General features: G+C 48.8%; 16 protein-coding genes. All 16 read left to right on the forward strand.

Annotated elements, in window-relative coordinates:
* Positions 1 to 10: 10 nt before the first annotated feature.
* The 16 genes from F452_RS0101595 to F452_RS0101665 all read left to right on the forward strand — a co-directional run bounded on the left by F452_RS0101595 (position 11) and on the right by F452_RS0101665 (position 17,085).
* A complete protein-coding gene (locus tag F452_RS0101595; RefSeq protein ID WP_018964516.1) occupies positions 11 to 838 on the forward strand; it encodes a 1-acyl-sn-glycerol-3-phosphate acyltransferase in 828 nt (275 codons plus the stop codon).
* Between the two features lie 11 nt (positions 839 to 849).
* Positions 850 to 1,818 carry a GNAT family N-acetyltransferase gene (locus F452_RS0101600; RefSeq protein ID WP_018964517.1) on the forward strand — a complete coding sequence of 323 codons (969 nt, stop codon included), beginning with the start codon at positions 850 to 852 and terminating at the stop codon, positions 1,816 to 1,818.
* Positions 1,811 to 2,218, forward strand: coding sequence for a YraN family protein (locus tag F452_RS0101605; RefSeq protein ID WP_018964518.1), 408 nt, complete (start codon positions 1,811 to 1,813; stop codon positions 2,216 to 2,218). The genes F452_RS0101600 and F452_RS0101605 overlap by 8 nt, the downstream gene beginning before the upstream one ends.
* Positions 2,219 to 2,627: 409 nt before the next feature.
* A complete protein-coding gene (locus F452_RS0101610; protein WP_018964519.1) occupies positions 2,628 to 4,607 on the forward strand; it encodes a urocanate hydratase in 1,980 nt (659 codons plus the stop codon).
* Between the two features lie 399 nt (positions 4,608 to 5,006).
* Entirely contained in the window at positions 5,007 to 5,672 is a 666-nt protein-coding gene (locus F452_RS0101615; RefSeq protein ID WP_026292096.1) for a class I SAM-dependent methyltransferase, read from the forward strand.
* 45 nt (positions 5,673 to 5,717) lie between these two features.
* Positions 5,718 to 5,885, forward strand: coding sequence for a hypothetical protein (locus F452_RS12275; protein WP_167319366.1), 168 nt, complete (start codon positions 5,718 to 5,720; stop codon positions 5,883 to 5,885).
* A 37-nt stretch (positions 5,886 to 5,922) separates the two neighbouring features.
* Positions 5,923 to 6,444, forward strand: a complete 522-nt coding sequence (locus F452_RS0101620) for an isoprenylcysteine carboxyl methyltransferase family protein (protein ID WP_018964521.1) — start codon at positions 5,923 to 5,925, stop codon at positions 6,442 to 6,444.
* 898 nt (positions 6,445 to 7,342) lie between these two features.
* Complete coding sequence (locus F452_RS0101625) at positions 7,343 to 10,222, forward strand: leucine-rich repeat domain-containing protein (protein ID WP_018964522.1); 2,880 nt, start codon at positions 7,343 to 7,345, stop codon at positions 10,220 to 10,222.
* Positions 10,215 to 10,649, forward strand: a complete 435-nt coding sequence (locus F452_RS0101630) for a hypothetical protein (RefSeq protein WP_018964523.1) — start codon at positions 10,215 to 10,217, stop codon at positions 10,647 to 10,649. The genes F452_RS0101625 and F452_RS0101630 overlap by 8 nt, the downstream gene beginning before the upstream one ends.
* A gap of 128 nt (positions 10,650 to 10,777) precedes the next feature.
* Positions 10,778 to 11,962 (forward strand): ATP-binding protein, encoded by a 1,185-nt coding sequence (locus F452_RS0101635; protein WP_026292097.1) that lies wholly within the window; start codon positions 10,778 to 10,780, stop codon positions 11,960 to 11,962.
* 108 nt (positions 11,963 to 12,070) lie between these two features.
* Positions 12,071 to 13,231, forward strand: a complete 1,161-nt coding sequence (locus tag F452_RS0101640) for a glycerate kinase (protein ID WP_018964525.1) — start codon at positions 12,071 to 12,073, stop codon at positions 13,229 to 13,231.
* A 138-nt stretch (positions 13,232 to 13,369) separates the two neighbouring features.
* Entirely contained in the window at positions 13,370 to 13,867 is a 498-nt protein-coding gene (locus F452_RS0101645; protein ID WP_018964526.1) for a flavodoxin, read from the forward strand.
* A gap of 169 nt (positions 13,868 to 14,036) precedes the next feature.
* Positions 14,037 to 14,390 carry a DUF2023 family protein gene (locus tag F452_RS0101650; RefSeq protein WP_018964527.1) on the forward strand — a complete coding sequence of 118 codons (354 nt, stop codon included), beginning with the start codon at positions 14,037 to 14,039 and terminating at the stop codon, positions 14,388 to 14,390.
* Between the two features lie 86 nt (positions 14,391 to 14,476).
* Complete coding sequence (locus tag F452_RS0101655; RefSeq protein ID WP_018964528.1) at positions 14,477 to 14,926, forward strand: dCMP deaminase family protein; 450 nt, start codon at positions 14,477 to 14,479, stop codon at positions 14,924 to 14,926.
* A 7-nt stretch (positions 14,927 to 14,933) separates the two neighbouring features.
* Entirely contained in the window at positions 14,934 to 16,535 is a 1,602-nt protein-coding gene (locus F452_RS0101660; protein WP_018964529.1) for a S41 family peptidase, read from the forward strand.
* Positions 16,528 to 17,085: a 5-formyltetrahydrofolate cyclo-ligase gene (locus tag F452_RS0101665; protein ID WP_018964530.1), complete on the forward strand. Its 558-nt coding sequence runs from the start codon at positions 16,528 to 16,530 to the stop codon at positions 17,083 to 17,085. The genes F452_RS0101660 and F452_RS0101665 overlap by 8 nt, the downstream gene beginning before the upstream one ends.
* Positions 17,086 to 17,412 lie beyond the last annotated feature (327 nt).

A 17,412-nucleotide genomic window follows, 5' to 3' on the forward strand; every position in this document is an offset into this window, starting at 1 on the left:
GCCTCCTCCCATGCAAGAGAAGCAGCATATTCATATCGGAGAGATTGTCCGACGGCTGAGTGGCAGGAAACTCCCGCAGCCACTTATCCGTTTGCTCGAGTGCCTGATACATCAGGACGAGATCAACGATATACTCGACCGGTACGGACACCTTGAGGGTGTGGACTTTATGACTGCTTTGGTCGGGTATTTTCACGTCGATATAGGTTGGAATGGAGCAGACAGACTGCCGGCCGACAAACGGTGTCTTTTTGTTTCCAATCATCCCTTGGGAGGGCTGGACGGTATCTGTCTCAGTCATCTGATCGGTAGTCACTACTGTTCGGATGTACGTTATATCGTCAATGATATTCTCTTTCATCTTCGACCACTCCGCCAGATTTTCGTCCCCGTCAATACCCGTGGCAGACAGAAGCGAGAGAGTATAGATCGGCTCCAGGAAGCTTTCGAGAGCGATCTGCCCGTAATAACTTTTCCGGCAGGCTTTTGTTCCCGTCTGATCGATGGTAAAGTTCAGGATACCCCGTGGAAGAAGAGCTTTGTCCGTCAGGCCTACGCCTACAAACGGGATATAGTCCCACTCTTTTTCGAAGGACTTAATTCGAAGCGTTTCTACCGGATAGAGCGTTTCCGTCAGCTCCTTGGCCTTAAATTCAATATCGGGATGGCTTTGCTGCCGGACGAAATGTTTCGGAGCAAAGGACGTCGTTTTCGTGTATTCGCAGGCCGGCCTATTCAATGGCAATCTCTTGCGTCTGACCCCCGAGATACCGCTGAGCAGGCACTTCATATCCGTTCACTGGCGTATGACCTCAGCCCGTCGGCCTCAAAGAAATAACCATTAAACCCATGTGCCTCGAACCCATTATTGCTCCGATCTCACCCGAATTGCTCGAGCAGGAGCTGACTGCCGATCGTTTTCTGCGGACGACGAACAAAGCCGGCAATGAAATCTATGTTTTCACGGCCGAAGAAGCTCCGCACTGTATGAAAGAAGTAGGCCGACTGCGTGAAGAAGCCTTTCGGCATTATGGTGGAGGAACGGGCAAGGCAATCGATATAGACGAGTTCGACACCATGCCCGGGGGCTACAAACAGCTGATCGTATGGGACCCGCAAAACAAGGCCATACTCGGAGGCTACCGCTTTATCTATGGGCGGGACGTTGCTTTCGATACCGATGGCAAGCCTTTGCTGGCAACGGCAGAGATGTTTCGCTTCAGTGATGCCTTTTTGCGCGATTATCTCCCCTACACAGTCGAATTGGGACGTTCGTTCGTGTCGCTCCAGTACCAATCGACACGGATGGGTACAAAGGCCATTTTTGTGCTGGACAATCTATGGGACGGTATCGGAGCACTCACCGTAGTCAATCCTGAGGCACTCTATTTTTATGGCAAAGTGACCATGTACAAAGACTATGATCGGCGAGCTCGCAATCTGATCCTGTATTTCCTTCACAAGCACTTCTCCGATCCGGAAGGCTTGGTCAAGCCCATTCATCCCCTACCGATAGAGATCAACCCAAAGGACGAAGCCTTGTTCTCTTCCTCCGACTTTAGTGCCAATTACAAGACACTCAATATAGAAGTGCGCAAACTGGGAATCAATATCCCTCCGCTCGTGAGTGCATATATAGCTTTGTCTCCGGAAATGCGCGTTTTCGGCACTGCAGTAAACGAGGCTTTCGGCGACGTGGAGGAAACCGGCATATTCATTGCTGTGGGCAAGATACTCGAAGAGAAAAAACAAAGGCATATAGAAAGCTTTATCCTCAGCCGGAACGAAAAGGAAGGCCACGACAATACCAATGGCTGACCACAATGATCGCGGACATCACGGCGAAGAGATAGCCCTGAAGCATCTCAGGCAGCAAGGTTATCGGATAGAGGCTCTCAACTGGCAATCCGGCAGGCGAGAGCTGGATATAGTGGCATCCACTTCCAGAGAATTGGTTGTAGTGGAAGTAAAGACCCGTACCGAAGGCTTTCTACTGGCCCCCGAAGAGGCTGTAGATATGCGCAAAAGGCGACTGATTTCCGAGTCGGCACATCACTATGTACGCATGTACGCCATCGATCTGCCCGTACGCTTCGATATTATATCCGTTGTATTGAATGCAGATGGCTCCTGTAAACGCATCGAGCATAGAGAAAACGCCTTCCCTCTTCTGCTGAAACGATCACAGAGGAGTACACCTCGAAGACGCAGATTATAGCCCCGACCGGCTTCGTCGATTCTCGTTCTCTGAAGATAAGGGGGGCTATACCCCTGCATACATAGTAGGACAGCCTCCTTGTTCGCTTTGCAGACAGGGTGGCTGTCTTCTTTTTATTGGTTTGAAATGAAGCTTTCGAAGGCCCTGCGATTGATACCCAAATCGTTTGACAGCCTCCTCTTGCAGACCGTTTGAGAGCACATTCATCCTCCCACGCTGTCATGTGCCGTTTTCGGACAGGTCGGATAGCTTGTTTGCCGAGCCTGCTATCCATATACAAAGTTGTGATTGGCACCGTATTAAAGACTTTTTTGGCTCGGTGTTCGAAAAATGGTAATTTGGCACCGCCTTAGCGATGAGCCCTTTCACTAAGGCATGATACTGACTACAAATCACAAAATATCAAATAATGAAGTTCACTCTGGACAATACGCTGCCTGCTTATCCCAAGTTTGTAGCAGGTATTCGCCGCGCCCCTGACCGCGGCTTCCGTCTTACCCCTTCACAGACACGCACGGCTCTGAAGAATGCTTTGCGTTATATCCCTGTGGAATTGCATAAGGAACTTGCTCCCGAATTCCTCGAAGAGCTGAAAACCCGTGGAAAGATCTATGGCTATCGCTTCCGTCCCGAAGGGGATCTCAAAGCCAAAAGCATCGACGAGTACGAAGGCCGGTGTATAGAAGGGAAAGCCTTTCAGGTGATGATCGACAATAATCTCTGTTTCGACATCGCCCTCTATCCCTATGAACTCGTTACTTACGGAGAGACCGGGCAGGTGTGCCAGAACTGGATGCAGTACCGTCTTATCATGAAGTACCTCCGAGAGATGACCAACGAGCAGACGCTCGTGATCGAAAGCGGTCATCCCTTGGGACTCTTCAAGTCCAAACCCGATGCTCCGCGCGTGATCATCACCAACTCCATGATGGTCGGCTTGTACGACAACATCAAGGACTGGGAGATCGCTGCCCAGATGGGTGTGGCCAATTATGGACAGATGACTGCCGGTGGCTGGATGTACATCGGGCCGCAAGGCATCGTACACGGTACGTTCAATACCCTGCTCAATGCCGGTCGTCAAAGACTGAATATTCCTACCGGAGGCAATTTGGCCGGCAAACTGTTCGTCACCAGCGGTCTCGGCGGTATGAGTGGTGCACAACCCAAGGCTGCCGATATTGCTGGAGCAGTAAGCATTACGGCCGAAGTGGACAGTAGCCGCATCGATACCCGTCACGGACAGGGATGGGTCAAGTTCCGTACCGAGTCGAAAGAAGAGGCTTTCCGTATGGCTGCCGAAGCACAGAAGAAGGGAGAGCCTTGCTCTATCGCCTATCACGGCAATGTAGTAGACCTGCTCGAATATGCTCTGAGCGAAGGTATTCACATCGATCTCCTTTCCGATCAGACCAGTTGCCATGCCGTATATGAAGGCGGCTACTGCCCGGTGACACTCTCTTTCGAGGAGCGTACACGCCTACTCAAAGAGGATCGTGACGAATTCTGCCGTCAGGTCGATCTCGGACTGAAACGTCACTTCGAAGTGGTGAAAGCTCTGGTCGCACGCGGCTCTTACTTCTTCGACTACGGCAATGCTTTCATGAAGAGCATATACGATAGCGGTATCATCGAGATCAGCAAGAACGGCATCGACGATAAGGACGGATTTATCTGGCCGAGCTATGTGGAAGACATCATGGGGCCCGAGCTGTTCGACTACGGCTATGGCCCCTTCCGCTGGGTATGCCTTAGCGGTAAGCATGAGGATCTCGTCAAGACCGACCATGCAGCCATGGAATGTATCGATCCGGACAGACGCGAACAAGACCGTGACAACTGGATCTGGATACGCGATGCTGAGAAGAATCAGCTCGTCGTAGGTACACAGGCACGTATCCTCTATCAGGATGCACTCGGACGAATGAACATAGCACTGCGCTTCAATGAAATGGTACGCCGTGGCGAGGTCGGCCCTATCATGCTCGGACGTGACCACCACGATGTGAGCGGTACGGACAGTCCTTTCCGTGAGACCTCCAATATCAAGGACGGTAGCAATGTGATGGCTGATATGGCCGTGCAGTGCTTTGCCGGCAACGCTGCTCGCGGAATGAGCCTTGTGGCTCTGCACAACGGTGGCGGTGTAGGTATCGGGAAGTCCATCAACGGCGGATTTGGCATGGTGCTCGATGGTTCGGAACGTGTGGATGCGATCCTGCGTTCGGCCATGCTGTGGGATGTAATGGGAGGAGTGGCTCGACGCTCATGGGCGCGCAATCCTAATGCCATGACAGTAAGCGAAGAATTCAATACGACTCATGCGGATGGATACCATATCACAATTCCGTATCTGGTAGACGAAGGTCTCCTCGATTCGATTCTCTGACCGACAGGTTACGAACCATAAAAACTACAGCAGGGGTAGGAACGCACTCGACGTCCTTCCCCTGCTGTCTTTTTGGGCTCTTAGTTGTCAATTTTTTTAGGACACATCAGGATTAGGTCGTTTGCCGTCGTTTTTACAAGGAGTCGGTATCGATCGGGAGAAACGGGAAGAAAATGGACGAAAGTGGGCTGCGAAAATCACCATTTTTAGCGATTGTATGCTGTGGACAAACCCTATACCTTTGTGTATCAGGCATAGAGCAGTTTTTAACAATCAAAATCTCAGGATGGATTTTTCTTTCCATCCAATCCTTTGGCTTAATCGGCTCGATGTATGGATACCGGCTTTCGCTATGCCCAAGTGATGGCGCATGGGAAAGAAAGTCGAACAAATTCAAGAATGGATATGAAGCAGAAAAACGCCTATAACCGACTCACAAACCATTACGATGATGTCCTCACCGGACGGAAATGGTGGTCGTGGCTCTATATGCACTGTCTCTGGAAAACGGACGACAATATCATCGCAGGCTCGGTGGTGGACATGATTCCCGATGGCTTCGAGGGCAGCATACTCGACGTCCCCGTAGGAACAGCCATTTTCACCTATGACAAATACAGGCGGATGCCCCAAGCCGAAATTGTCGGGCTGGACTATTCGCAGGAAATGCTCGACATAGCAGCGATGCGCTTCGATGCAGAGCAAATAACCAACGTATCGCTCCGGCAAGGCGATGTCGGCAGCCTGCCTTTCCCCGATGCAGCTTTCGACCTCGTGCTCTCGATGAATGGCTTTCACGCCTTCCCCGACAAGGAGCGTGCCTTTGCGGAGACCTTCCGCGTGCTAAGAGGCGGCGGTCTCTTCTGCGGATGCTTCTATGTCAAGGGGGAGCGCAAGCCTGCCGACTGGTTTGTCCGCAAGTTTTTGAACAAAAAAGGCTTGTTCCGTCCGCCCCATTATACGAGGGAGGAGGCCATCGAAAAGCTCCGTTCCTTATATGGTGACAATGTGGAGATTCGGAATGCTCGCTCCCTGTTGGTATTCAAATGTACCAAACCCCGATAACCGCAATCGGATCACACCGGAATCAATAACCAAAAACATATAATTATGAGTGTAACGAACATTATCGATGACGAAAGGGTTACTATCGTACAAGGCGTAAACGGCATCCTGCTGTGTCAGGAATCGTGGATGGCAGACAAAAGCCACAGATGGGACCGAAACCATCCCAACGCGATTGGCGATACGGAAGCCGATGAGCCGGGTTCAATATGAACGAGATCGGACAATAAAACCAACCCTTAAAAAAAGTATGCAAACCATCATCACCACATTCATCCTTTTCTTTTGCTTGCGACTGCTCTCCCTCTCTTATTCCATCTTCAACGAGAAGCGACTGCTACGCAAGGGCGCAGTACAGTATGGCAAGCTCAATTCGCTTTTCCTCACCCTGGCTCACATAGCCTACTACTTCACTTCCCTGTACGAAGCTTATGCCACGGGAGTCGAGTTCAATACGCTATCCGGCTGGGGCGTAGCGATCTTGGTTTTTGCCTATGCCATGCTCTTCTTCGTCATCTATAAGCTGAGGGATGTGTGGACGCTGAAGCTCTATATCGTACCCAATCATCGTATCGAAACGAGCTTCCTGTTCAAGACGGTACGCCATCCCAACTATTTCCTCAACGTCATTCCGGAGCTTATCGGTATCACCCTCCTTTGCAATGCTTGGATTACCTTCTGTGTCGGAATGCCCGTCTATCTCGCTATCCTCTTCGTTCGTATCCGTCAGGAAGAGCGCGCCATGAAGCACCTATGGGCGACGGTACAATGAGAAAATGATTTCAGCCCAAAAGGTCCAAAAATACAGGCCGAAAAAGTTTTCAACAACGAAGACGAGTTTGGAATCATTCCAAATAAGCCCCTGAAAGGAAAGAGATCCTGAAGTGAAAAAGTAGGAAAAACGAACTTTTTCAGTTCGAAACATGCTTTGAACCTCTTTGCAAAGCGATCTGTATATAGATCAAAAACGATTTATATACAGATCGTTTTCGTTTTATATACAAATCGTTTTCCATTTGTATATAAATCGTATCTGATTTATATATAGTTCGGACGGCTCAAAAGGCCGATTCACGAGCTTGTATAAAAGAGGCACGCTCCCGATTCCACCACGAATCGAGTGCGTGCCTTATCTGTTTGCAGGTCTTGTGAAAAGTTCTATGGCCTATGCTTCATACGCTCTGTGTCTCTTCCTTCGGATAAGTGGATAGCATATAGATGAATGCACCGGAGCGATCTGCCCGGGTGCCTTGGTCGTGTGGGCGAAGTCGGAGTAGATGTTGCTGATCATTGAGTCGTTTTATTATGCTATTCTATCGGTGTAATAGCTCTGATATATAGCCATTTATATTTTTCGTGAACTTTCTTCGGCTTGCAAATGTAGCAAAAAAGCCTACATCCGATGAATCGAAATTTTTGAACAATCTCACCCTTTACGGGATAATCACATTGCTTCTGTTTGCTTGCAAGAGCTTGATTTGTAAATGCTCGATAGAAAGCCAATGTCTTTATTGTATTTCCACTGATTCCACTGAGTAAAAATACTCACTCGGCTGAGTAAAATGTATGGGCAAGTATAAAAGAGCCAAATACCGCTATTGACCCTTTTTCCTTTCTGTTCGGATTATTATACCTTTGAGGGAGTTACTTTTTTATACACATATGACGATATGAAAGCGAAGAAACCCCAGGCCATTTTGGACTTAGAGAAGACCTATAACATTGAAATTCCTGATCTCTCCTCCCCCAAAAGGATAGGATATTGGGAAGTAGATAGATATTTCAAACAAGATTCCTCCGGTGCAGTCATTGAACTTTGCCTACGAAAATGTCAGATAGACAGCATGGCCTGGCTTGTTGATTTCCCTGCTCTAACAGAGCTCGATCTATCGGGAAACCAACTCAGTAATCTTGATGGCCTGGCTAGTCTCACGTCCTTAAGATGGCTTTATTTATCGGGAAACCAACTCAGTAATCTTGATGGCCTGGCTAGTTTCACGTCCTTAAGAAGGCTTTATCTATCGGGTAACCAACTCAGTAATCTTGAAGGTCTTGCTTCTCTCACGTCCTTAACAAGGCTTGATTTATCGGGTAACCAACTCAGTAATCTTAAGGGATTAGAAAACCTGACGAAATTGCATAAACTTGGTGTTTCGGATAATAAGATTCAATCAGTTGATGATATTGAGCCTTTGGCTCTGATTCTGGGACAAAGATTGAAAAGTCTGAAAATTCATAATAATCCATTTGTTGAAGTATCGCGCTTGAAACTCTCTCCTTTTGGCAATCATTTGCCTGAGATTAAAGCTCTTCTTGAAAAAGAAGAACGGAGCAAAGTATTGTATGATTCTTTTTGCAAGGTAATGCTTTTGGGGAATCATCGCTCCGGGAAGAGTACATTCCTTACAAATTACGACATCGGCTATCAATATGGGGGTAGTACACATGTATTGTCGGTGCATCGAAGCAATAACCCTAATGCGATCTTTTACGACTTTGGGGGGCAGGACTATTATCATGGGATTTACCAAGCTTTTTTCACCACCCAATCGTTATACCTTCTCTTTTGGGATGTTAAGAAGGATCGAAACTTTGTAAGCGTAGATGATAAGGGATATCAGACTCTTAACTTCAATCGCCCCTATTGGTTAGGCCAGATAGCCTATGCCTGCAATCGTTGTATGTCCGTCGGAGGAGAACAAGACAACGAGGACAAACCACAGGCTATAGACGATACAATTATCATACAAACCCATGCCGATGAAACGGGAGCTAAGCAGCAAACCTTAGGTTGTGCAGCCGAGAATGGAGTATTGGAGGAAGTCTATGTATCCTTAGAACCCAAGGAGGAAAGTGCTAAACATGCGCTCAACTATCTGAAAGAGAGGGTTCGAGAAGTTATCGCAAGTAGGAGTAAATCAATCAAGATTGCGGAAAAAGATAAGGGATTGTACGAAGCTCTTTCCTCAATTGCGGCTGATAATAAACACATCCCTATCTCTCTCGAAGCTCTTGCGACTAAATTGAATATGGGAAGAGATGAAAATGATCTTTACACCATAGAGTATCTACAAACCGAATTGAACCAGCTTAGTCTGCGAGGGGAGGTGCTTTACTATCGTGAGAATGAGAAGCTTAATAGTTATGTTTGGTTAGATCCGACAGCTTTTGTTCAGATGATTCATGGAGAAATCCTTAAGAAGAAGAGCGTCGAGAAAGGAAAGATTCGAAAAGACACTTTCAGAAAAAAACTGGACAAGCTTTGCTCTGACGGTCAAACGGGCGTTGGAGAGAACAATATGATCTTGCAGCTATTATTGGAAGAGCTGATCGTATATGAAGATAAGGACTGCTATGTGATACCCGGCTATCTCCCTTTGCATTCTGAAGACGAAACCTATAAATGGTTTACTTGGGGATTTAAGGAGCCAAATTTTGTCCTCAAATTCGAACGCTTTATTCCCTTTGGCCTGATCAACCAGATTATAGCCTACTATGGACGGGAGGAAGGTGCTCTAAAGCGGTATTGGCGGGATCAGGTCATCTTCACAGCAGGCCGTGAGATGGATATGCAACAGTTGGAACCTGAGTCAATGAGTTTGCCCAAGGCGAATGCAGAGGATTATCTGATCTGGATCAAGCTCGACTTTACCGACTTGGCCATATCCGTATTCATCAAAGAGCAGAGAAAGAGGTTCGCTAAAGAAATCCAACGAAAAGAGGCTGCTATCCTCAGTGATATATTGGATATGTATTGGAACAATATCCCTCCGAGGGAGCAAATAGGAGATAAGGGTGCGGAGCAAACGAGAAGCTCCATTCGTGAAACAAACAGAAAGGACAAACCCATCCAAGATCTCTACCTCTCCTATGCCGAAGCGGATAAAGACTTGTCAGTGCCTCACTATATCCATTTGGGCACGCTGGACGATGAGAGCAAGACTACGGCGAGGATTGCAGCCTATCCATTGAAGGATGGTGCTATCGATAAAGAGCGGGTGCGAGAAGTATCGACCCGTCCCTACAAACATCTTTCTGTCAATAAAAAATTATCAGGAGTAAAGCGCGTCTTCATATCGTATTCCAAGCATGACCGTGAGGAGCTTGAGCAATGTCTTTTATTCTTCAAACCCTTGGTGAAGAGTGGGCATATCGAACTATACTATGACGAACTGACCAAATTTGAAACACCTATCCATAGCGAAATCAGAAGAAGGATCACCGGTGCCGATTGTATTATTGCATTGGTCAGTCAAAATTATTTGGGTACAGACTACATCCTCGACCATGAGTTGCCGGTCATCGAGGATTATGAAAAGACACTTATCCCCATACAGATCAAACCCTGTACTTTCTATGAAGTAGAAACCTTGTCCAAGCATTATTTTGCATTGAAGGCCAAAGTCGTCAATCTTGACAGCCGTATTTTTACTGTGCCGGATGGTGTCACTGCGTCAGCTCTTCGAGAGCAAAATTGGTGTGATGTAGTCAGAGAGTTCAAAGAGAAGATATTAGGAATAACAAAACAGGAGGTAAATACAGATGAATAAGGAAGAATGCAAGCGTCAGCACTTGGATCATGTGCAGGGCGTCATTACCCGTATGGGGGCTAATTCGTTTCAGACCAAAGGTTTTTGTATGGCTATGGCCGCCATTCTCGGAGCCTTGTATGCGGCGAACTTCCGCTGTGAGTTGATGATTGTATTGGCACTGATAAGCGTGGCATGTGCCTTGGTGGATGCTTACTACCTCCGGCAGGAAAAAAAGTATTGCGAGCTATACAAACGAAGCGTAGCAAAAATGGAGGAAGACCGTCCGTATAAGGAAATCTACGATATGGATGTTCGTAAGATCAAGATGAACTATTGGCGTTGCCTCTTTTCCAAGAGTCTTTGGATGCCTTATGGGATCATACTGGCTCTTCTGTTGATTTGGCTTTTCCTCTCTTGCTTGCATTTACTATTGGAAAATACATGATAATCTCATCCTTTACGGGATAATCACATCGCCTTTATTGACCTATAAGAGATTGATTATGAATCGAATGTCTTTATTATATTTGCACTGAGTAAAAATACTCACTCCACTGAGTAAAACGTACAGGTATGTATAAAAGAGCAGAGTATCGTGTGATTACAGATCGTCTTAAAGATCGGAGGAGATTCATTCAAGTCGTAATGGGGGCTCGTCAAATCGGAAAATCGACGGTTGTCAAGCAGGTACTGAAGGACTTGGATGCACCCTATCAGTTCTTCTCAGCCGATAACGTCCCAACTGTGAACGGTAGTTGGATTTCCGATTGTTGGGCTGCTGTCCGTAGCCTGAAGGAGGCCAAGGAGTGGGAGAGTATTATTCTTGTGATCGACGAGATACAAAAGATTGCTAATTGGAGTGAAGTCGTGAAAAAAGAGTGGGACGATGATACATTCCATGACCGTAATATCAAGGTGTTACTTTTGGGCAGTAGTCGTGTGTTGTTGGAAAAGGGGCTGTCAGAGTCGCTGGCCGGTCGATTCGAAGAAATACGCATGAGCCATTGGAGCTATCAGGAGATGAAAGACTGCTTCGGTTTCTCGCTCGATCAATATCTGTTTTATGGGGGGTATCCCGGTGCCGCTTCTCTGACCGATGATGACGACCGTTTCAGCCAATATATCCAAGCTGCCATCATCGAAGCGACTATCAATAAGGACATTCTGATGGGTACACCGATCGCTAAACCGGCTTTGCTTCGCCAGACTTTCGAATTGGGGGCTGCCTATTCGGGAGAATTACTTTCTTTGAACAAGATGTTAGGCTCACTCCAAGATGCCGGTAATACGGTGACATTGGCCGGATATATCAATCTGTTGGACGAAAGTGGATTGCTCTGTGGACTTCAGAAGTTTGGTAATGATATGGCAAGGAGGAAGGCGAGTATTCCCAAACTACAGGTCTATAACAATGCTTTGAAGATGGTGTATAGCCCTTTTACCTTCGAGCAGGCCATACTCGATCGCAAGTCCTGGGGGCGAATCTTCGAATCAGGCATTGGAGCCTACCTCGTCAGTCAGGCTTTTGTTCATCGTTTCGAGGTGTTTTATTGGCGCGAACGAGACGATGAAGTCGATTTCGTCCTGCGCAAGAAAGGTTCTGTCGTTGCCATTGAGGTGAAAAGCAATGCAGAGAAAAGGACAGATGGGTTGGACAAATTTTCCCAATCCTTCAAGCCCCAATCGGCTTTTATTGTAGGAGATGGAGGTGTCAGAGCCGAAGACTTCCTTTCGATGGATATACGGAAGTTATTCTGAGTGTGGCTCTTTTTTGCGAACAAAACAATGATAAAATTGACTCAACAAAGAGCCTTTTCCGATAGCAAGCTCCACCGGATACCGGAATTTTTGTAACCTAAATACTGAATGAAGAAGATCGTGATAGCCATAGACTCCTTCAAGGGTTGCCTCTCCTCTGCCGAGGCAGGAGAAGCTGCTGCCGCAGGTGTACGAGCAGCTTGTCCCACTGCAGAAGTGGTGGTACTGCCCGTGGCCGATGGGGGAGAGGGGATGCAGGATGTGCTGATAGCTGCCACGGACGGGCGGCGCATCGTCCTCCGTGCCCATTCCCCGCTAATGGAAATGCGTGAGACGTCTTATGGCATATCGGCTGACGGGCAGACGGCTTTCATCGAAATGGCGAGCATCAGCGGACTGCCTCTCGTGCCGGAAGGCCGACGTAATCCGATGCAGACTACCACGTTCGGCACAGGAGAGTTAATCAAAGATGCTTTGGATCGAGGTTGCCGTATGTTTATCGTCGGGATCGGCGGTAGTGCCACCAACGATGCCGGGCTGGGGATGCTACAGGCATTGGGCTTTCGCTTCTACGATCGAGATGGGAGAGATATAGGGGAGGACGCGGCCCTATGCGGCAGTTTGCTGTCGGAGGTCTATCGCGTCGATGGCTCTTCGGCACATCCGGCTTTGGCCGATTCGCATTTTACGGTGGCTTGCGATGTGCGCAATCCATTCTGCGGCTCCGACGGTGCTGCCTTTGCCTTTGCGCCTCAGAAGGGGGCGGATGAGGAGATGGTAGCCCGATTGGATGCCTCGATGCAGCATTTGGCTGCCGTTATACACCGGCATACGGGGCAGGATATAGTCCATGTCCCGGGAGCAGGAGCCGCAGGCGGTATGGGAGGTGGGCTGTTGGCTTTCCTCGGAGCGGTACTGAAGCCGGGCATCGAGCTGCTATTGGATGCCCTGCATTTCTCCGAAAAGATACGGCATGCCGATTTGATCCTGACCGGTGAGGGCAAAGCCGACCGGCAGACCCTGATGGGCAAAGTGCCGGCCGGTGTGCTGGCCGAAGCCATGAAGCAGGAGATCCCCGTGGTATTGCTGGCCGGCAGTATCGAGGATGCTGTGGCTCTTAATCGCGCCGGTTTCCTCGGTCTTTTTTCCATTACTCCTTCTCCTGTCAGCCTTAGGGAGGCGATGAATCCGGCTTGTGCCCGGGACAACCTCCGGCGCACGGCCGAGCAGGTATGCCGTCTCTATGCTTTCGCCTCCGCACGGCCTTAGTCGGGCTGCTTTTTTTCGACCGGAATCCCCCTATATATAGGTATGGGCCTATTCTTTTTAGCTATTTGTGGTGATATTACAAGTCGTTGATCTCCTCTACTTTTGCGTAGGTCAAACCAATATAAACTATTCAAAAACATGAAATCAATCGGAATCTTCTACGGTTCTTCTACCGGAACGACGAGCGATCTGGCTCAAAAAATTGCTTCTGCATTAGGCGTTGACTCCGCTAATGTAATGGACGTGGCAAATGCCGATGCAGCCGCAGCAGCGAAATACGATGTACTCCTCCTCGGTTGCTCCACATGGGGTTTGGGCGACCTGCAGGACGACTGGGAATCATTCCTGCCGAAGCTGAAAGGCGAAAACCTGAGCGGCAAGAAGGTAGGTCTCTTCGGCTGTGGCGATGCTTCTTCTTATAGCGATACTTTCTGTGCAGCTCTCGGCACGATCAAGGCCGAACTGGCTAATACGGGCTGTACTTTCATCGGTGCTTATCCAGCTGAAGGCTATAGCTACGACGAGACGACTGCCGAAGAAAACGGCCAGCTCATCGGTTTGTGCGTAGACGACGCTAACGAGCCCGACCAGACCGAAGCTCGTATGGAGCGTTGGATCGCTGCTATGGGATTGTAATTAATGTTCTAAGAGCCGGAGATCGGATCGGAGGGAAGCAGCTTAGCTCGAAATAAAAGCGTATTTGTCTTCAACGCTCACTCCTCTTCCCGGCCTTCGGCTCTCTTTCCATACTCTCTTCTCCTCTCTCCTCCCCTGTAATCTCCCGTTATTTATTCAGCTCCCAACGATGGACACGCAAACACTTAGTAGCGATCTGCGCGTATTCATGCATCATATATACGAGTTTGAAAAAGGTGTGCGAAGCATGGTACTCGCTACACTGGCTAACGACGATATCCCCTATGCGGAAGAACGGCTGCGAAGCCGGCGGATCCCCTATTTCGCTCAGCCTACTCCGAATACGGAGCGTACCAACCTCTTTTTCGGCTGCAAGGAATGTATGGAAGCCATCCGGCTTTTCGTGAGCGGACGCTCTCTGAACAGCCTGACTCCGGAGGAAGATTTCATCATCGGGGCTATGCTCGGATACGATATTTGCAGGCAGTGCGAACGCTATTGTCGTCGCAAATCGAACTCTTAGGAAACAGCACTGACTTTCAACTATTTGCCTTACTTTTGCTGTCGGTTATTAAGCCAATCCGTTTTCTCGATAGATAGACAATGGCGATGACGACAAATGAAGTCAAGGATAAGCAGTTGGAATTGGACAAACGCTACCTGCGCATGGCGCGCATTTGGGCGGAAAATTCCTACTGCGAACGGCGCAAAGTAGGAGCTCTTATCGTCAAAGAGCAGATGATCATATCGGATGGGTACAATGGTACACCGGCCGGATTCGAGAATATCTGCGAAGACGAGAACAACGTGACCAAGCCCTATGTACTGCATGCCGAAGCCAATGCTATCACCAAAGTGGCCGGCAGCACGAACAACAGCTCCGGTGCCACTATCTATATCACAGCAGCTCCCTGTATCGAGTGTGCCAAGCTCATCATCCAGAGCAAAATAAAACGGGTGGTTTATTCCGAGAAATATCGTCTGGAGGACGGCTGTCGCTTGCTGGAGCGAGCCGGCATTGTCGTCGACTTTATAGACATTTCCGATATTCAGGAATAGGTTTATTATGAAAAATTCATCCGGTCTTGGCGGCGCATTCTCTCATATTCTTGTCGCTGCCATCTTCAGTGCCGTAGGAGCTCTTGCTGCTCATTTCTATTTCACACACAAGAACCCGCGAGATTTGAATGAGGTGCTGAATCTGATCGACAAGCACTATGTCGATTCGGTAGATGTGCAGAAGCTGCAGCGCAATATGATTCCTTATCTCCTGGAGCAGCTCGATCCCCACTCCGTATTCCTTACGAAAACGGACAATGCCGAAGAAGCAGCCACACTCAGTGGCGGATTCTGCGGTATCGGTATTTCCTTCAATACACTGCTGGATACCATCGTGGTTACACAGGTCGTACCGGGAGGTCCGTCCGATCGTGCAGGCATCCGAGCCGGCGACCGTTTGCTTCAGTCCGGATCGCAAAAGCTCTATGGTAAGGGCGTCGATATGAACAATGTCGAAGCAGTACTGCGAGGGGAAAAGGGTTCGGTGCTAAATATTCTGGTGCGTCGAAATGGGAAAGAATCCGTGCACCGGGTGGTGCGTGATGATGTGCCTCTACCTTCACTCAATGCCTATTATCTGATAGAGTCTTCGATCGCCTATGTGCGGATCGATTCGTGGACGGGTACCACGCATGCGGAGTTTATAGAAGCCTTTGGCCGTCTGCGCAAGAAAGGGGCAGCGAGCCTCATCATCGACCTGCGGGAAAACAGGGGCGGCCTGTTGGAGCCGGCTATTGCAATGGCCAATGAGTTTTTGGGCAAGAATCTTCCTATCCTTCAGATCGAGGGCAAAGCTTATCCGCGTGAAGAGATCGCATCCGATGGCAAGGGTATCTTACAACAGATCCCGCTGGTGGTGCTGGTGGATGAGTTCTCGGCCAGTAGCAGCGAAGTGTTTACCGGAGCCATGCAGGATCATGACCGTGCTCAAATCATCGGCCGCCGGACCTTTGGCAAAGGGTTGGTACAGCTTCCGTTCGATTTGGCCGATGGCTCTGCCATCCGCCTGACCGTAGCTCGTTATTATACGCCATCGGGACGTTCTATCCAGAAGCCTTATTCTTCAGGCGTAGATGAAAACTACTATCAGGATCTGAGGAATCGTTTCAATCACGGGGAGCTTTACTCGGCTGATAGCATACCCTTGCTGGGAGGCAAGAAATTCAAGACTGCCGGAGGCCGTGAGGTCTATGGCGGTGGCGGTATCATACCGGATATTTTCATTCCGCTCGATACGGCAGGACTTAACTCCTATATGATGAAGGTGGAGGATTCGGATTTGATCCCTCGCTATGCGTTCCTGTACAGCGATGCCAACAGGGCTTTTCTAAGTCGTTTTAAGACTATCGAGGAGTTGGGAGCTTATTTGGATCGTACTTATCTGATCTTCGACTTTGCTTCTTTCGCCCAGCGATACGGTGTCCCGATGCGTACATCTTTGATCAACGAAGCCCGCAATCGCATGAAACGGCACATCAATGCTTACATCGCGATGAACTTCTTCGATCTACAGGGATATTATCAACTGATACTGCGTGACGATCCGTTTATATACCAAGCAGTTTCCCTCATCAAAGAGGGCAAAACCTTTCCGTTGAAGCATGACTAAAAAGGTATTAAGAGCGCAGATCCGGCTACGTAATCGAGAGTTGCTCACGGCGGAAAACCGTGAGGCTTGGTCACAGGCAATCGTGGAGCGGATCTGCCGACTCGACGTTTTTGCCGATGCCAAACGTATAGGGCTCTATCATGCTTTGCCGGACGAGCCGGATTTGGCCGGCTTGCTACAGGAGTACGCCCATACCAAACAGCTTTTTATCCCCAGAGTGGAGGGGGACGACATCGCTTTCTATGCCTATACCGGCGAGGCTGATCTTGATGCTGCGGGGGCTTATGGTATCGCCGAGCCTACGGCCGATGCTGCTACAGCCGTTCCTCCCTCTTCGTTGGATCTGCTGCTGGTGCCCGGTGTCGCTTTCGATCGCAAAGGCAGTCGCATGGGGCGAGGTAAAGGCTATTACGACCGCTTCCTGCCCGCTACACAAGCTCGGCTTATCGGTGTCACTTTCTCGTATCGTCTATTGGCTGACTTGCCTACCGATCCATGGGATCGTCCGATGGAGGGTGTGATCACCGACAGCGAAACACTCCTTCTCTAACCGTTTCTTCCTTCCCTTCACCTTTGTATCTGCCCCTAAAGGGTGAATGTCTTCGGGAAAACAGCCCTCTCAGGGGATTCTTAGGCCGGACGCTCGGATGGAATCATATCCTGTTTTGGTCTGTCTTGCTACAGCCTTCCAGGGCTATCGCATTTGAAGGTTTATACTGTATCCTTGGCCTCTTTCTTCTATAATTTGGGACTTTAGTACATTAATGCGTACTTGTTTTAGCAATCGTTAGGTTTATAAGTGCGTTAACAGTTCAAATGCGATTGCCCTGACAGCCTTCCGAGGGTAGCTTGTCGGTTATACGAAAAGCCCTACTTT

The organism is Porphyromonas gulae DSM 15663, assembly GCF_000378065.1.
Taxonomy (GTDB): domain Bacteria; phylum Bacteroidota; class Bacteroidia; order Bacteroidales; family Porphyromonadaceae; genus Porphyromonas; species Porphyromonas gulae.

What these genes read in the sequence shown, in the direction of transcription:
- F452_RS0101640 (WP_018964525.1), top strand. Translation starts at nt 12,071, where the DNA reads ATGAAGAAGATCGTGATAGCCATAGACTCCTTCAAGGGTTGCCTCTCC.
- F452_RS0101665 (WP_018964530.1), top strand. Translation starts at nt 16,528, where the DNA reads ATGACTAAAAAGGTATTAAGAGCGCAGATCCGGCTACGTAATCGAGAG.
- F452_RS0101615 (WP_026292096.1), top strand. Translation starts at nt 5,007, where the DNA reads ATGGATATGAAGCAGAAAAACGCCTATAACCGACTCACAAACCATTAC.
- F452_RS0101630 (WP_018964523.1), top strand. Translation starts at nt 10,215, where the DNA reads ATGAATAAGGAAGAATGCAAGCGTCAGCACTTGGATCATGTGCAGGGC.
- F452_RS0101620 (WP_018964521.1), top strand. Translation starts at nt 5,923, where the DNA reads ATGCAAACCATCATCACCACATTCATCCTTTTCTTTTGCTTGCGACTG.
- F452_RS0101595 (WP_018964516.1), top strand. Translation starts at nt 11, where the DNA reads ATGCAAGAGAAGCAGCATATTCATATCGGAGAGATTGTCCGACGGCTG.
- F452_RS0101600 (WP_018964517.1), top strand. Translation starts at nt 850, where the DNA reads ATGTGCCTCGAACCCATTATTGCTCCGATCTCACCCGAATTGCTCGAG.
- F452_RS12275 (WP_167319366.1), top strand. Translation starts at nt 5,718, where the DNA reads ATGAGTGTAACGAACATTATCGATGACGAAAGGGTTACTATCGTACAA.
- F452_RS0101650 (WP_018964527.1), top strand. Translation starts at nt 14,037, where the DNA reads ATGGACACGCAAACACTTAGTAGCGATCTGCGCGTATTCATGCATCAT.
- F452_RS0101605 (WP_018964518.1), top strand. Translation starts at nt 1,811, where the DNA reads ATGGCTGACCACAATGATCGCGGACATCACGGCGAAGAGATAGCCCTG.
- F452_RS0101610 (WP_018964519.1), top strand. Translation starts at nt 2,628, where the DNA reads ATGAAGTTCACTCTGGACAATACGCTGCCTGCTTATCCCAAGTTTGTA.
- F452_RS0101655 (WP_018964528.1), top strand. Translation starts at nt 14,477, where the DNA reads ATGACGACAAATGAAGTCAAGGATAAGCAGTTGGAATTGGACAAACGC.
- F452_RS0101625 (WP_018964522.1), top strand. Translation starts at nt 7,343, where the DNA reads ATGAAAGCGAAGAAACCCCAGGCCATTTTGGACTTAGAGAAGACCTAT.
- F452_RS0101645 (WP_018964526.1), top strand. Translation starts at nt 13,370, where the DNA reads ATGAAATCAATCGGAATCTTCTACGGTTCTTCTACCGGAACGACGAGC.
- F452_RS0101660 (WP_018964529.1), top strand. Translation starts at nt 14,934, where the DNA reads ATGAAAAATTCATCCGGTCTTGGCGGCGCATTCTCTCATATTCTTGTC.
- F452_RS0101635 (WP_026292097.1), top strand. Translation starts at nt 10,778, where the DNA reads ATGTATAAAAGAGCAGAGTATCGTGTGATTACAGATCGTCTTAAAGAT.